Here is a 15,450-nt window from a genome sequence, read left to right as displayed (position 1 = left end):
CGCCCTCGGCGACCTGCCGGTGGATCTCCTCCCACTCGGTGACGTTGCCGGAATTGATCGTGGCCGCGCGGACGCCCGCGCGCTGCGCCGACTCGACCTGGTTGCGCATCAGGGCCAGGAGCGGGGAGACGATCACGGTCGGCCCGTGCCCGTGGGCGCGGAGCAGCTTGGCGGAGATGAAGTAGACGGCCGACTTGCCCCAGCCCGTGCGCTGCACGACCAGCGCTCGCCGGCGATGCACCACCAGTGCCTCGATGGCGCTCCACTGGTCCTCCCGCAACCGGGCGCCGGGTCCCGCCAGGTCGCGGAGCAGTCGTTCGGCTTCGTCGCGCAGATCCGTGGTGGCGGTGCTCATGGGACCCATCGTGCCGGACCGCGCCGACACCGTCCGTGCCGGACGAGGGCGACACCGTCCGTGCCGGACGAGGGCGACACCGTCCGTGCCGGACGAGGGCGACACCGCCGCGCCGCCGCGAGGGGCGTCCGCGCCGGCCGTGGCGTTCGCTTCGGGGACGAACGTGCCGTGTTGCGCGACGAACGGGGGCGTTCCATCGGCGAACGACCCGTCGGTCCCGTCGGGCCGCCGCCGCCCGGCTCGGCGGCGGCGCGGCACGTCGGTCGCGCCGGGGTCGTCGGCGCCACGGTCGCCCCGACCCGGAGCCGCTGCGCTCGTTGCAATCGAACCGACTGCGAGACAGTTGCTTTCGGGGACCGGTGGGACGGCGGTTCGTTCGGCCGGGGGCCGTGGGTGCGGCACGCGGCGGGGTGAGTGGTCCGCGCCCCATCCGGTCCGCCGCTGTGACGGAGGCGTCGTCGGCCGCCGGACGTGCTCGTACCCTGTTCGTTATGCAGACGCAGTTCCTCCGCCCCGCATCCGACTCCTCTCCGAGCCGAATCGACCATCCGGCGTTCCGGCAGAAGGTCGTGTCGGCGGAGGAAGCCGTCCGCTGGATCCAGCCCGGCCACACCGTCGCCATCAGCGGTTTCGCCAGTGCCGGCACGCCGAAGGCGATCACCCCGGCGCTCGCGGAACGCATCGGGGCCGCGCGCGCCGCCGGCACCGACTTCACGGTCAACCTCCTCACGGGCGCGTCGGTCTCCGCCGAGACCGAGCGGATGCTGTCGGAGGTGGCCGGCATCTCCCTGCGGATGCCGTACCAGGCCGAGCCCACCGCCCGCCGCAACATCAACAACGGCCGCATGGACTACGTGGACATCCACCTGTCCCACGTCGCCCAGCAGGTCTGGGAGGGCTACTACGGGCACGTCGATGTCGCGGTCGTCGAGGTCTCCGGCGTCACCGAGACCGGTGAGCTGATCCCGTCCGCGTCGATCGGCAACAACAAGACCTGGCTCGACGTCGCCGAGAAGGTGATCCTCGAGGTCAACTCGTGGATTCCGGCCGCGATGACGGGCATCCACGACGTGTACTACGGCACCGCGCTGCCGCCGCACCGCAAGCCGATCATGCTCACGGACGTCGAGGACCGCATCGGCCAGAGCACGTTCCGCGTCGACCCGGACAAGGTCGTCGCCGTCGTCGAGACCCACGCCCGCGACAGCGCCAGCCCGCTGACCCCGCCGGACGCGGTGAGCCAGGCGATCGCCGCGCACGTGCTCGACTTCTTCGAGCACGAGATCTCCCGCGGCCGGCTGCCCGCGGACACGCTCCTGCCGCTGCAGTCCGGCATCGGCAACGTGGCCAACGCCGTCCTCCAGGGTCTCGATGCCGGTCCCCACAAGGGTCTGACCTGCTACTCCGAGGTCATCCAGGACGGGATGCTGCACCTGATCAAGCACGGCACGGTCCGCTTCGCGTCCGCCACGTCGCTGGCGCTGAGCGAGGCCGGAATCGACGAGCTGGTGTCGAACATCGACTTCTACCGCGAGCACATCGTGCTGCGCCCTCAGGAGATCAGCAACCACCCCGAGATCGTGCGCCGCCTCGGCATCATCGCGATGAACGGCATGCTCGAGGCCGACATCTACGGCAACGTCAACTCCACCCACGTCATGGGCACCAAGATCATGAACGGGATCGGCGGATCCGGCGACTTCGCCCGCAACGGCTACCTGTCGATGTTCCTGAGCCCCTCCACCGCGAAGGGCGGCAGCATCTCGTCGATCGTGCCGATGGTGCCGCACGTGGACCACACCGAGCACGACGTGCAGGTCCTCGTCACCGAGCAGGGACTTGCGGACCTGCGCGGATTGTCGCCGCGGCGCCGCTCCCGGGTCGTCGTCGACAACTGCGCCCATCCGGACTACCGGGACATGCTGCACGACTACGTCGACCGGGCCGAGGCCGTGCCCGACGCCGGGCACACCCCGCACCTGCTCGGCGAGTCCCTGTCCTTCCACCAGCGTTTCCTGGAGTCGGGATCCATGCTGGCACAGTAGGTTCCGAGGGGCCGGCGCCGTCAGCCGCCGGCGACCGGCGCGGGGTCGATCGGCTGTTGCGGGAGCGACTGCGTGACCGCCGCCGATATCGTCTGCAGCGGAGTCGGACCCGAGCCGTTCGGCACTGTCAGCGCCACGTACACCGGGCGGTCCACGACGAACCACGTGCTCGCATCGATGCCCTCCGCGGCGCCGGACACCTCGAACCACTGGACGCCGTCGACCACCTGCAGCGCCGCCGCCTGATCGAACTCCGCCGGTCGCTCGAGCCCGCACCGCAGCACCACCGGCTCGCCCTCGACGGGCTGCCAGGCCGCGGCCCCCACCGGGGCCGGGTCGGCCAGCTCCGCGCGGCGGAGGTCGCCGACCTCCTCGGGCAGCGCCCCCAGCAGCGCCGCGCACTCCGGGGACTCGGCCTGCGGCGCCACCACCGGCCCCAGCGCCACGGGCGCCAGCTCCGGGGTGCGGTTCGCCAGCACCGCCGCCACCACGATGCCGATCAGCAACGCCACCGGCAGCGCGACGGCCGTGGCGATCAGGGCGGGACTGCGGTGGTGTTCGGCGTCGCCGGCGGGGGCGGGGGCGGGGGCGGGGTCGGGGGAGACTGTCGGCTCGGTCATAATCTCTCGAATTTGCGGGGACGGTAGCGTGGTCGAAACTACCGTGACCACCGACGCCCGCACCCCACCGACCCACGAACGGGAGGACCGCATCACCGCGCCCGACCGCACCGGCCCCACCGTCGTCGACCTCGGCGAGTTCCCCGTGATCGACCGTGCGGTCGCCGGGCGTCGCCAGCCCGCCACCACGCTCGTCGGACCGGGCCACGACGCGGCCCTCGTCGCCGCCGCCGACGGGCGCGTCGCCGTCTCCACGGACATGCTCGTCGAGGGTCGGCACTTCCGGCTCGACTGGTCCACCCCGCGCGACGTCGGGCGCAAGGCCGTCGCCCAGAACGGCGCCGACGTCGCCGCGATGGGCGCGCGCCCCACCGCCTTCCTCGTCGGGCTCGGCTGCCCGGCGGACACCCCGGTCGACGTGCTCGACGGTGTCTCCGCCGGGATCGGCGAGGCCGCGGAGGCGCTCGGCGCCGGCGTCGTCGGCGGCGACCTGGTGCAGGCGTCGCAACTGATCGTCGCGGTGACCGTCCTCGGCGACCTCGACGGGCGCGCGCCGCTCCTGCGGTCTGCGGCCCGGCCCGGCGACACCGTCGCGCTGGCCGGATCCACCGGGCGCTCCGCCGCCGGGCTGGCCGTGCTCACCGCCGGCCTCGCCGGCCACCCGGACCTGGTGGCCGCCCACCAGGTGCCGGCGCCCCCGTACGCCGCGGGACCCGCGGCGGCGGCCGGCGGCGCCCACGCCGCGACCGACATCTCCGACGGCCTGCTCGCCGACCTCGGGCACATCGCCGCCGCATCCGGCGTCGCGATCGACGTCTCGCGCGAGCTGCTCGAACCCGGCGCCGAGCTGCGGGCCGCCGCCGCGGAACTCGGGGCCGACGTATGGGAGTGGGTGCTCACCGGCGGCGAGGACCACGCCCTTGCCGCGTGCTTCCCGCCGCACGTGCCGCTGCCGGCGGGCTGGCGGCCCGTCGGCACGGTGCGCGAGGGCGGCGGCGTCACCGTCGACGGCCACGGCCGGCCGGGTCCCGGAGGCTGGCAGAGCTTCTCGAGATAGGTTTCACAGCATGGCTGTGTATGCGCTCGGCGACCGTGTGCCCGATATCCATCCCGACGCCTGGGTCCACCCCGATGCGGTGGTCATCGGCAACGTCACCCTCGGCGCCCGCGCCTCGGTGTGGCCCACCGCGGTCCTGCGCGGTGACTACGGCCGGATTGTCGTCGGCGCCGAGAGCAACATCCAGGACGGGACGATCATCCACTGCACCGCCGTCGACGCCACCGTCATCGGCGCCGGCACCGTGGTCGGCCACAACGCCCACATCGAAGGCTCCACCATCGGCGACGGCTGCCTGATCGGGTCCGGTTCGCTCGTGCTCAACGGCTCCGCCGTCGGCGACGGGGCGATCGTCGCGGCCGGCGCGCTCGTGGCCCCGCGTTTCCAGGTGCCGCCGCGGTCCATGGCGATCGGCGTACCCGCGAAGATCCGGGAGGGTTACGAGGTGCCGGAGGGCCACGTCGACGCCAACGCCAAGATGTACGCGGCGAACGCCGAGTACTACCGCAGCGCGCTGCGCAGGATCGACTGAGGGGCCGGGCACCACCGATGGCTGTACGACCCCTGCCGGAGATCGTCGAGGAAGGCTGGGCGCGGGCGCTGGCTCCCGTTGCCGCCGACATCGCCGCGATGGGCGACTTCCTGCGCGCCGAGAACGCCGCCGGACGCGGCTACCTGCCCTCCGGCGCGAACGTGCTGCGGGCCTTCACCCAGCCGTTCGACCGGGTGAAGGTGCTCATCGTCGGCCAGGACCCGTATCCGACGCCGGGTCATGCCGTCGGACTGAGCTTCTCGGTCGCGCCGGAGGTGCGTCCGGTGCCGCGCAGCCTGGCCAACATCTACCGCGAATACAGCGACGACCTCGGCCTGCCGACACCACCCAACGGCGACCTCACACCGTGGTCGGCGCAGGGGGTGCTGCTGCTCAACCGCGTCCTGACGGTGCAACCCGGCCAGCCGGCGTCGCATCGGGGCAGGGGCTGGGAGAGCGTGACCGAGCAGGCGATCCGGGCGCTCGTCGCGCGCACCGCGCCGCTCGTCGCGATCCTGTGGGGCCGCGACGCGGCCACCCTCGAACCGATGCTCGGCGACGTGCCCACCGTGAAGTCGGCGCACCCGTCACCGCTGTCGGCCTCCCGCGGGTTCTTCGGGTCCCGCCCCTTCAGCCGCGCGAACGCGCTGCTGACCGAGCAGGGCGGGGACCCGGTGGACTGGCGCCTGGCCTGAACGGGCGTGGCTCAGCCGCGGCGAATCGACTCGAAGTCGGGGCGCCGCTTCTCGACGAACGCGTCGACACCCTCGATGCCGGTCAGGCCGTTCGCGGCCGCCGCGATCGCCGCGGCCTCCGCGTCGAGCTGCTCGGACAGCGACCGCCCCGCCGAATCGGCGAGCAGTTGCCGGATCCCGGCGTAGGCGGCGGTGGGGCCGTTCGCGAGGGTGCGGGCCACCCGCATCGCCTCGCCGGGCACCTCGTCGTCGGCGACGAGGCGGCTGAGCACCCCGAGCCGCACGGCCTCGTCGGCGTTCAGGACACAGTCGGTGAGGATGATCTCCCGCGCCCGGGCGACTCCGACGATGCGCGGCAGGGTCCACGACATGCCGCCGTCGGGGGTGAACCCGATCGACGGGTAGGCCGGCCGCAGCTTCGTCGAGGGGCCCCCGAGCGCGATGTCGGCGTGCAGCACGATGCTCATGCCCGCGCCCGCCGCCCAGCCCTGGACGGCGGCCACCACGGGCACGCGGGCCGCGTCGAGGGCGCGGACGAAGTCGTGGAACAGGCGTGCGACGTCGCCGACGAACTCGCCGCGGTCGGGCGCGGAGGCGAAGGCGCGGACGTCGCCGCCCGCGCAGAAGTTGGCACCCTCACCGACGAGCAGGACGGCGCCGACCTCGGGGCCGGCGGTGCGCAGGGCCTCGACGCCCTGGGCCATGCCCGCGGGGGAGAGGGACGTGCCGCGCTCGGCGGTCGCCACGGCGATGCGCAGGACGCCGTCCTCGAGGCGGACGTGGGACAGTACTGATTCGGTCACCCGGGGCACCCTACCGGTCGCCCCGCCCGGCGGGTACGGGGTCACGGCGACGATGGCGGAACACGACGAGGCCCCGGCGTCGCAACGCCGGGGCCTCGTATGCCGAACCGGGGATCAGCCGCGAACGACCTTGCCCGCCTTGAGGCAGGAGGTGCACACGTTGACCTTACGCGTGTTGCCCGGGGCAACCTGAGCGCGCACGCTCTGGATGTTCGGGTTCCAACGACGGTTGGTACGCCGGTGCGAGTGCGAGACCGACTTACCGAAGCCGGGGCCCTTGGCGCATACGTCGCAGACGGCAGCCATAGTCGCGAACTCCTTGGTGAGTAGTGGATATTTTCGTGTCTTCGTCGGCCTGCGAACACGAGGAGGCGTCCGCCATCCGTGCGAGGCAACCCTGCAAGCGTAGCGGGTGGGGGTGGCAATGGCCAAACCGGCCGTCCGACGGGGGCACCGCTACCCTTGCGTCACCGGTTGCGTGGTGGCGAAGGGGGGAAGCAGGTGCTCGAGGTCGGGGAAGCAGTCGACGGGACTGCCCTGCGCCGATGGGTAGATCTCGGGTTGCGGGCGCTCGCCGAGCGCCGCGACGAGATCAACAGCCTCAACGTCTTCCCCGTCCCCGACGGCGACACCGGTACCAACCTGCTCGTCACCCTGCGCTCCGCGGCGGCCGAACTCGACACCTCCGCGGCGGACGCCGAGGACGTCGCCACGATCGTCGGCGCCCTGGCGCGCGGCGCGTTCCACGGCGCCCGCGGCAACTCCGGTGTCCTCCTCGCGCAGATGCTGCGGGGCCTGGCCGACGCCCTCGACGGGGCCGTGGTCGTCGACGGCGCCGCACTCGGGCGCGCCTGGCGGCACGCCGCAGACCTCGTCACCCGCGCGCTGAGCTGCCCCGCCGAGGGCACCATCGTCAGCGTGCTGCACGCGGCCGCCGACGGCGCGCACGCGGCCGGCCGCTCCGGTTCGCTCGTGACGGTGGCGACCGCAGCGGCCGACGCCGCCGCCGAGGCCCTGCAGCGCACCACCGCGCAACTCGACGTGCTGGCCGAGGCCGGCGTCGTCGACGCAGGGGGCCTCGGTCTGCTCCTGCTGCTCGACGCGTTCGTCGAGACGGTGTCGGGCCGGCGTCCGGACCGGGCACCGATCGCGACGTCGAAGCCCGGCGCTCCCGCCCGGCACGGCGGGCACAACGGGCACGAACCCCGCCACGGCGGCGATCAGGACTTCGAGGTCATGTACTTCGTCGAGGGCTCCGACACCGCCCGCATGGACACCCTGCGTACCCGCCTCGACGCCCTCGGGGACTCGGTCGCCGTCGTCGGCGACGGCGCCGGCATCTGGTCCGTGCACGTGCACTGCTGCGACGCGGGCGCTGCCGTCGAGGCCGGCCTGGAGGCCGGGCGGCTGCACCAGGTCACCGTCACGTGCTTCGCGCTGGAGGCACAGCAACGGATCGGCGTCGGCCCGGTGGCTTCCGGGGCCGGAAGCCGCTCGGTGCTCGCCGTCGTGGCCGGCGACGGGACAGCGGAGCTGTTCGAAGCCGAGGGCGCGGCGATCGTGCGGGCGGACGATCCGATCACCCGCCGGCACCTGCTCGACGCGATCCGCCGGCTGGGCAGCCGTGACGTGATGGTCCTGCCCAACGGTGCGCTGCCCGCCCAGGAACTCGTCGCGGTCGGCGCGGCGGCCCGCGACCACCGGCGCGAGGTGATGTTCCTGCCCTGCTCGTCGATGGTGCAGGGACTGGCGTCGCTTGCGGTGCACGACCCGGGCCGCGAGGCCGCCGACGACGCCTTCGCCATGTCCGAAGCGGCCGCCGCGACCCGGTGGGGCTCGCTGCGCATCGCGAACGAGCGGGCCCTGACCTGGGTGGGAACGTGCGAGCCGGGGCACAGCCTGGGCCTGTCGGGTCATGATGTCGTAGTCATCGAGCATGATCTGGTGACGGCGGGAGCGTCGCTGCTCGACAAGGTGCTCGCCGCGGGCGGAGAGCTCGTGACGATGCTCGTCGGCTTCGACGCGCCCGACGGACTCGCCGAGCGACTGACCCGGCACGTCAACGACCGCCACCCCGAGGTGGAGGTGCTGGTGTACCGCGGGGGACAGCGCAGCGACCTGCTGCAGCTCGGTGTGGAGTAGCCGGCACAGGAACAGTCGGACGCCGGCCCCCCGGCGTCGATCGGAGCGGAGAGGACGGCAGTGGCGACACTCGCGGACCGACTCGATCATCTTCTCGGCCGCAAGACCGCGGATGCACTCGCCGACTCGTTCGGCATGACCACCGTCGAGGACCTGCTGCGCCACTATCCCCACCGGTACGCCACCCAGGGCGCCGAGCTCGGCGACTCGCAACCGGTCGAGGGCCAGCACGTGACGATCATCGCGCGGGTGGCCAGGGCCGACGAGGTGCGGATGAAGAGCCGGCCCGGCACCCGACTCGCCGTCGTGCTCGAATCGGACCGGCAGAAGATCGACGTGACCTTCTTCAACCCGCAGAAGGTCAAGTACAACATCAAGCCCGGGGTGCGCGGCATGTTCTCCGGCACCGTCAAGTACTTCCGCGACAAGTGGAGCCTGGCCCACCCGAGCTACATCATCCTGCCCGAGCCTCGCGGCCCCGAGATCGGTGGCGCGGCCCCGCGGCCCACCCGGGTGCGCGGCGCCGGCGCGCTCGCCGGCATGGCCCGCAGTGCCCAGGGCGACGGCGGCATCGACATGTCGATCTTCGATCGGGCCCTCATCCCGATGTACCCCGCAACCCGCGACGTCGAGTCGTGGACCGTGATGCGCTGCGTGCGGCAGATCCTCGATCAGCTCGAGACCGTCGACGACCCGCTGCCCGAGTGGGTGCGTGGCGAGCACGGCCTGATCGGGCTGGACGAGGCGCTGCGCCGCATCCACCTGCCCGACGACCGGGACGACGTCACCGCCGCCCGGGAGCGGCTGCGGTTCGACGAGGCCGCGGCGGTGCAGCTCGTCCTCGCCCGGCGCCGCCACGACGTCGCGGTGCGCACGGCCCCGGCGTGCCCGCGCCGTCGTGGCGGTATCGCCGACGAGTTCGATCGCCGGCTGCCGTTCGAACTGACCGCCGGGCAGCTCGCGGTCGCCGACGAGATCGCGGCGGACCTCGCCGGATCGCACCCGATGAACCGGTTGCTGCAGGGCGAGGTCGGCTCGGGCAAGACGATTGTGGCGCTGCGGGCGATGCTGCAGGTCATCGACGCGGGACACCAGTGCGCACTGCTCGCGCCGACCGAGGTGCTCGCCGCCCAGCATGCGCGCTCGCTGGCGAAGATGCTCGGCGATCTCGCCGCGGCGGGCGAACTCGCCGCCCACGAGCTGGCCACCAAGGTCACCCTCGTGACGGGCTCGATGAGCGCGGCCCGCAAGCGGCAGGCCCTGCTCGACATCGTGAGCGGCGACTCGGGGCTCGTGATCGGCACCCACGCGCTGATCCAGCAGGGCGTCGAGTTCTACGACCTCGGCCTCGTCGTCGTCGACGAACAGCACCGGTTCGGCGTGGAGCAGCGCGACGTGCTGCGCAACCGCGGCCGCGACGGTGCCAGCCCGCACGTGCTGGTCATGACGGCGACACCCATCCCGCGCACCATCGCGATGACCGTCCTCGGCGACCTCGAGGTGTCCACATTGCGGGAACTGCCCCGCGGGCGGTCGCCCATCACCAGCCGGGTTGTGGCGGCGAAGGTGCATCCCAGCTGGGTGGCGCGCGCGTGGGAACGCATCGGCGAAGAGGTCGCGGCGGGCCGGCAGGCGTATGTGGTGTGCTCGCGCATCGGCGACGGCGACAGCGACGAGGACGCCGACCTGGTCGGCTTCGACGAGGCGGAGACGACCGGCGGGCGCGGGGGCAGGGGCAAGCCGCCCGAGACGAAGTCGGTGCTCCAGCAGTTCGAGGAGCTCGCGGGCGGCCCGCTGGCCCACCTGAGGGTCGGGTTGCTGCACGGGCGACTGCCCGCGGACGAGAAGGACGCGGTGATGCGCGACTTCGCCGCCGGAGACATCGACGTGCTGGTGTGCACCACCGTCGTCGAAGTCGGCGTGGATGTGCCCAACGCGACGGTGATGGTGATCGTGGACGCCGACCGGTTCGGGGTCAGCCAGCTGCACCAGCTGCGCGGCCGGGTGGGCCGGGGCGGGCATCCGGGGCTGTGCCTGCTCGTGTCGGATTCGAAGCCCGGCGCGCCCGCCATGGCCCGCCTCGAGGCCGTCGCCGCGACCACCGACGGATTCGCGCTCGCCCAGCTGGACCTGCAGCAGCGCCGCGAGGGCGATGTGCTCGGTGTCGCCCAGTCGGGCACCACCTCGACGCTGCGGATGCTCTCGCTCGTCGACGACGTCGAGGTCATCGCGGCCGCGCAGGCCTTCGCCCGCGCCGTGACCGACCGCGATCCGCGGCTCGAGGAACACCCCGGTCTGGCCCGCATGGTATCGGCCGCGCTCGACACCGAGCGGGTCGCGTATCTCGAGAAGTCGTGAGGTTACGTTCCGCGCACGCCGGGCGCGGCGCTGTTGTGAGGTGACGCCCGCCGCACCCGCGACGTTTCCGGCACGTTAAGGATCCCTCGACCTGCATCGTTTCAGTCGGACAAAGACGTGCATCCGTCCCACGATCTGGGATGCGGACGCCGAACGGAGTGTTACGTCGCGGTACCGTCGTCCAATGTTCTCCAAAGTGCTTGTCGCCAACCGAGGCGAGATCGCGATCCGCGCGTTCCGCGCCGCCTATGAACTGGGTGCCGGGACCGTCGCGGTGTTTCCGTACGAGGACCGCAATTCCCTGCACCGGCTCAAGGCCGACGAGGCCTACCAGATCGGGGAGCAGGGGCATCCGGTCCGTGCGTACCTGTCCGTGGCGGAGATCGTCGCCGCCGCGAAGAAGGCCGGCGCCGACGCGGTCTACCCCGGCTACGGTTTCCTGTCCGAGAACCCGGACCTGGCGGCGGCGTGCGCGGCGGAGGGCATCACCTTCATCGGTCCGTCGGCGCACGTGCTGGAGCTGACCGGAAACAAGGCGCGGGCGATCGCGGCGGCCAAGGCGGCGGGTCTGCCGGTGCTGGCGTCGTCGGAGCCGTCGGCCGATCTCGAGCAGTTGCTCGTGGCTGCCGAGTCCATGGAGTTCCCGATCTTCGTCAAGGCCGTCGCCGGCGGCGGCGGGCGTGGCATGCGGCGCGTGGCCGAGCGTGGCCAGCTGCGGGAGGCGATCGAGGCGGCGTCCCGGGAGGCGGATGCGGCGTTCGGCGATCCCACGGTGTTCCTCGAGCAGGCGGTGGTCGATCCCCGGCACATCGAGGTGCAGATCCTGGCCGACGGACAGGGCAATGTGATGCATCTGTTCGAGCGGGACTGCTCGCTGCAGCGCCGCCACCAGAAGGTCATCGAGCTGGCCCCGGCACCGAACCTCGCCCCCGAGCTGCGCGAGCGGATCTGCGCGGACGCCGTCGCGTTCGCGAAGCAGATCGGTTACAGCTGCGCCGGCACCGTCGAGTTCCTCCTCGATTCCCGCGGCAACCACGTCTTCATCGAGATGAACCCGCGCATCCAGGTCGAGCACACGGTCACCGAGGAGATCACCGACGTCGACCTCGTGCAGGCGCAGATGCGCATCGCCTCCGGTGAGTCGCTGACCGACCTGGGCCTGTCGCAGGACAAGGTCGCGATCCGCGGGGCGGCGCTGCAGTGCCGCATCACCACCGAGGATCCGGCCAACGGCTTCCGGCCCGACACCGGGCGCATCAGCGCGTACCGCACGCCCGGCGGCGCCGGGATCCGTCTCGACGGCGGCACCTCCGTCGGCGCCGAGGTCTCCGCCCACTTCGATTCGATGCTGGTCAAGCTCACGGCCCGCGGCCGCGACCTGCCCACGGCCGTCGCACGCGCCCGCCGCGCGGTCACCGAGTTCCGCATCCGCGGCGTGTCGACGAACATCCCCTTCCTGCAGGCCGTGCTCGACGACCCGGACTTCCGGGCCGGGAACGTCACCACGTCGTTCATCGACGAGCGGCCGCAGCTGCTGACCGCCAAGACCTCCGCCGACCGCGGCACGAAGATCGTCGAGTACCTCGCCGACGTGACGGTGAACAAGCCGCACGGCGAGCGCCCGACGACGGTGTACCCGCACGACAAGCTGCCGAAGATCGACCTCGACGTCGCCCCGCCGGAGGGTTCGCGGCAGCGGCTGCTCGCCCTCGGCCCGGACGGCTTCGCGAAGGCGCTGCGCGAGCAGAAGGCCCTCGCCGTCACCGACACCACCTTCCGCGACGCGCACCAGTCGCTGCTCGCGACGCGCGTGCGCAGCAAGGATCTGCTCACCGTCGCCGGGCACGTCGCGCGGATGACCCCGCAGCTGCTGTCGATCGAGGCGTGGGGCGGCGCCACCTACGACGTCGCGCTGCGGTTCCTGCACGAGGACCCGTGGGAGCGTCTGGCGGCGCTGCGGGAGGCGATCCCGAACATCAACCTGCAGATGCTGCTGCGCGGCCGCAACACGGTCGGCTACACCCCGTACCCGGAGATGGTCACCCGCGCGTTCGTGCGGGAGGCCACCGACACCGGCATCGACATCTTCCGCATCTTCGACGCGCTGAACAACGTCGACCAGATGCGGCCGGCGATCGACGCGGTCCGCGAGACCGGCACCGCCCTGGCCGAGGTCGCGATGTCCTACACCGGGGACCTCTCCGATCCCGGCGAGACGCTCTACACCCTCGACTACTACCTGCGCCTAGCGGAGCAGATCGTCGAGGCCGGGGCCCACGTGCTGGCGATCAAGGACATGGCCGGGCTGCTGCGCGCACCCGCGGCCGCCACCCTGGTCTCGGCGCTGCGCAGCAACTTCGACCTGCCGGTGCACGTGCACACGCACGACACCCCCGGTGGTCAGCTCGCGACGTACCTCGCGGCGTGGCAGGCCGGCGCCGACGCCGTCGACGGCGCCTCCGCCGCGCTGGCCGGCACCACCAGCCAGCCCGCGCTGTCGGCGATCGTCGCCGCGGCCGCGCACTCGGAGTACGACACCGGTCTGGACCTGCAGGCCGTGTGCGACCTCGAGCCGTACTGGGAGGCGCTGCGCAAGGTGTACGCGCCGTTCGAATCGGGCCTGCCCGCCCCGACGGGCCGGGTGTACACCCACGAGATCCCCGGCGGGCAGCTGTCGAACCTGCGGCAGCAGGCCATCGCGCTGGGTCTGGGCGACCGGTTCGAGGAGGTCGAGGCCAAGTACGCCGCGGCCGACCGGATGCTCGGCCGGCTGGTCAAGGTCACTCCGTCGTCGAAGGTGGTCGGTGACCTCGCCCTGCACCTGGTGGGTTCCGGCGTCGCCAGCGACGAGTTCGCGGCCGACCCGGCCCGCTACGACATCCCGGACTCGGTGGTCGGATTCCTGCGCGGCGAGCTCGGCACCCCGCCCGGCGGGTGGCCCGAGCCGTTCCGCTCCAAGGCCCTCGAGGGCCGCGGCGCCCCCAAGCCCGAGGTGCCGCTGACCTCCGAGGAGGAGAAGGCGCTCGACGACACCTCCAGCGAGCGGCGCGCCACCTTGAACCGGCTGCTGTTCCCCGGCCCGACCCAGGCGTTCCTCGAGCACCGGGACCGCTACGGCGACACCTCGGAGCTGTCGGCCAACCAGTTCTTCTACGGTCTGCGCCGCGGTGAGGAACACCGGGTGCGCCTGGACAAGGGTGTCGAGCTGCTGATCGGGCTGGAGGCGATCTCCGAGCCGGACGAGCGCGGCTTCCGGACCGTGATGTGCATCCTCAACGGGCAGCTGCGCCCGGTCTCGGTGCGCGACAAGTCCGTCGCCAGCGAGGTTCCGGCCGCGGAGAAGGCCGACCGCAACAACCCCGGGCACGTCGCCGCGCCGTTCGCCGGCGCCGTGACCCTCCTCGTCGCCGAGGGCGACCGCGTCGCGGCCGGTGACACCGTCGCCACCATCGAGGCGATGAAGATGGAGGCCGCGATCACCGCGCCGCGTGGCGGCACCGTCACCCGCGTCGCCCTCGCCGGCGTGTCCCAGGTGGAGGGCGGCGACCTGCTGGTCGTCGTGTCCACCGAGGAGAGCGCGGAGTGATCGGACGGTTCTCCGGGACGGTGCGATGACCCGGATCGTGGCCGGCCGGGCCGGGGGGCGGCGCCTGAAGGTGCCGCCCCGCGGGACCCGGCCCACCTCGGAGCGGGTCCGCGAGGCGCTGTTCAGTTCGCTCACGGCCCGGATGGAGCTCGACGGCGCGTCGGTGCTGGACCTGTACGCAGGCTCCGGCGCGCTCGGGCTCGAGGCGCTGTCCCGGGGCGCCGTCCACGCCTTGCTCGTCGAGTCCGACGCGCAGGCCGCCGCCGTGATCCGCCGCAACATCACCGAACTCGGTCTGCCGGCGGTGCTGCGGGCTGCGCCGGTCGCCGCCGTGCTCGGCGGTGCCCCGGACCGGGTCTACGACCTCGTGCTCGCCGATCCGCCGTACGCGGTGACCCAGCAGGCGGTGTCCGCGATGCTCACCGCCCTCGTCGACGGGGGCTGGGTGGGGGAGGGCTCGGTGGTGGTGCTCGAACGCTCCTCCCGCTCGCCGGAGACGGTATGGCCGCAGGCCCTCGAACCGGACCGCGTTCGCAAGTACGGCGAGACCCGGATCGAGATCGCTACCTGCTACGGTTCGGACTCATGAGCAGTGCGGTCTGCCCCGGTTCGTTCGACCCCGTGACCAACGGCCACCTCGACGTCATCTCTCGGACTGCCGTGCAGTTCGACGAAGTGACGGTGACCGTCGTGATCAACCCCAACAAGCAGGGAATGTTCTCGGTTCCCGAGCGCATCGAGATGCTCACCGAAGCCACTGCCCACCTGGGCAACGTGCGCGTCGACTCCTGGCAGGGCCTGCTGGTGGACTATGCACGCGCCCACGGCATCACGGCCATCGTCAAGGGCCTGCGCGGCGCCAACGACTTCGACTACGAGCTGCAGATGGCGCAGATGAACCACAAGCTCACCGGCGTCGACACCCTGTTCGTCGCGACCAACCCGGCCTACAGCTACCTGTCGAGCTCCCTCGTCAAGGAGGTCGCCACCTACGGCGGCGACGTCGCCGACATGCTCCCGGCGACGGTGCACAAGCGGCTGCTCGCGCAGCAGATCGTCGGCGTGGGCGCGGGCCTCCTGCACCATCCGGTCCGCCTGTGCCTTCGCGTCGGCGAGCATGCGGTCCGCGTCGGCGCGGGCGTTGTCGAGGGTTTCGCGGGCCTCCGCGTCGGCGTCCGCGACGGTCTTGTCGGCCTGGGCCCGCGCGTCGCCGATGAGCTTGTCCCGATGATCCAGGACGTCCTGCGCGTCGTCCAG

General features: G+C 72.4%; 12 protein-coding genes and 2 pseudogenes. 9 read left to right on the top strand and 5 right to left on the bottom strand.

Going from position 1 to position 15,450, the window contains the following annotated elements; all coding sequences use genetic code 11:
• On the bottom strand, positions 1-679 hold a 679-nt coding region (locus tag AIIKEEIJ_RS33920), incomplete at its 3' end, for a DEAD/DEAH box helicase (RefSeq protein WP_338020904.1).
• A 167-nt stretch (positions 680-846) separates the two neighbouring features.
• Here AIIKEEIJ_RS33920 and AIIKEEIJ_RS04270 point away from each other — a divergent pair.
• Entirely contained in the window at positions 847-2,400 is a 1,554-nt protein-coding gene (locus AIIKEEIJ_RS04270; protein ID WP_029543155.1) for an acetyl-CoA hydrolase/transferase family protein, read from the top strand.
• Positions 2,401-2,420: 20 nt separating this feature from the next.
• On the opposite strand, the gene AIIKEEIJ_RS04265 is transcribed toward AIIKEEIJ_RS04270, so the two are convergent.
• Positions 2,421-3,020, bottom strand: a complete 600-nt coding sequence (locus tag AIIKEEIJ_RS04265) for a DUF3515 family protein (RefSeq protein ID WP_161995014.1) — start codon at positions 3,018-3,020, stop codon at positions 2,421-2,423.
• Positions 3,021-3,165: 145 nt separating this feature from the next.
• On the opposite strand from AIIKEEIJ_RS04265, the gene AIIKEEIJ_RS04260 reads away from it, so the two are divergent.
• The 3 genes from AIIKEEIJ_RS04260 to AIIKEEIJ_RS04250 are packed head-to-tail and all read left to right on the top strand — an operon-like array spanning position 3,166 to position 5,304.
• Positions 3,166-4,077 (top strand): thiamine-phosphate kinase, encoded by a 912-nt coding sequence (locus AIIKEEIJ_RS04260; RefSeq protein WP_387431487.1) that lies wholly within the window; start codon positions 3,166-3,168, stop codon positions 4,075-4,077.
• A 10-nt stretch (positions 4,078-4,087) separates the two neighbouring features.
• Positions 4,088-4,609, top strand: coding sequence for a gamma carbonic anhydrase family protein (locus AIIKEEIJ_RS04255; RefSeq protein WP_006938031.1), 522 nt, complete (start codon positions 4,088-4,090; stop codon positions 4,607-4,609).
• A 17-nt stretch (positions 4,610-4,626) separates the two neighbouring features.
• On the top strand, positions 4,627-5,304 hold the full coding sequence (locus tag AIIKEEIJ_RS04250) for a uracil-DNA glycosylase (RefSeq protein WP_161995013.1): 678 nt from the start codon (positions 4,627-4,629) through the stop codon (positions 5,302-5,304).
• Positions 5,305-5,315: 11 nt separating this feature from the next.
• Here AIIKEEIJ_RS04250 and AIIKEEIJ_RS04245 read toward each other — a convergent pair whose 3' ends face one another.
• Both AIIKEEIJ_RS04245 and rpmB read right to left on the bottom strand, forming a co-directional pair.
• Positions 5,316-6,107 (bottom strand): enoyl-CoA hydratase-related protein, encoded by a 792-nt coding sequence (locus AIIKEEIJ_RS04245; RefSeq protein WP_161995012.1) that lies wholly within the window; start codon positions 6,105-6,107, stop codon positions 5,316-5,318.
• Positions 6,108-6,221: 114 nt separating this feature from the next.
• The gene (gene rpmB / locus AIIKEEIJ_RS04240) at positions 6,222-6,413 is read right to left on the bottom strand and encodes a 50S ribosomal protein L28 (RefSeq protein WP_003939060.1); all 192 of its coding nucleotides are present in this window, start codon (positions 6,411-6,413) and stop codon (positions 6,222-6,224) included.
• A 195-nt stretch (positions 6,414-6,608) separates the two neighbouring features.
• On the opposite strand from rpmB, the gene AIIKEEIJ_RS04235 reads away from it, so the two are divergent.
• The 5 genes and pseudogenes from AIIKEEIJ_RS04235 to coaD form a co-directional block, all read left to right on the top strand.
• Positions 6,609-8,249, top strand: a complete 1,641-nt coding sequence (locus AIIKEEIJ_RS04235; protein ID WP_161995011.1) for a DAK2 domain-containing protein — start codon at positions 6,609-6,611, stop codon at positions 8,247-8,249.
• Positions 8,250-8,309: 60 nt separating this feature from the next.
• Positions 8,310-10,607: an ATP-dependent DNA helicase RecG gene (recG, locus tag AIIKEEIJ_RS04230; protein ID WP_161995010.1), complete on the top strand. Its 2,298-nt coding sequence runs from the start codon at positions 8,310-8,312 to the stop codon at positions 10,605-10,607.
• A 184-nt stretch (positions 10,608-10,791) separates the two neighbouring features.
• Positions 10,792-14,193, top strand: coding sequence for a pyruvate carboxylase (locus AIIKEEIJ_RS04225; RefSeq protein ID WP_161995009.1), 3,402 nt, complete (start codon positions 10,792-10,794; stop codon positions 14,191-14,193).
• Positions 14,096-14,782, top strand: coding sequence for a 16S rRNA (guanine(966)-N(2))-methyltransferase RsmD (rsmD, locus tag AIIKEEIJ_RS04220; RefSeq protein WP_338020903.1), 687 nt, complete (start codon positions 14,096-14,098; stop codon positions 14,780-14,782). The genes AIIKEEIJ_RS04225 and rsmD overlap by 98 nt, the downstream gene beginning before the upstream one ends.
• Positions 14,779-15,243 (top strand): annotated as a pseudogene (gene coaD / locus AIIKEEIJ_RS04215) (pantetheine-phosphate adenylyltransferase); the annotation flags it as partial. The gene rsmD and the pseudogene coaD, both read left to right, overlap by 4 nt.
• Here coaD and AIIKEEIJ_RS32855 read toward each other — a convergent pair.
• Positions 15,243-15,450 (bottom strand): annotated as a pseudogene (locus tag AIIKEEIJ_RS32855) (DivIVA domain-containing protein); the annotation flags it as partial. The pseudogenes coaD and AIIKEEIJ_RS32855 overlap by 1 nt on opposite strands.

The organism is Rhodococcus sp. YH1, assembly GCF_009939605.1.
In the GTDB taxonomy this organism is placed as follows: Bacteria; Actinomycetota; Actinomycetes; order Mycobacteriales; family Mycobacteriaceae; genus Rhodococcus; species Rhodococcus aetherivorans.
The sequence above is the reverse complement of the archived record's forward strand: the minus strand, read 5'-3'. Positions and strand labels throughout refer to the sequence as shown.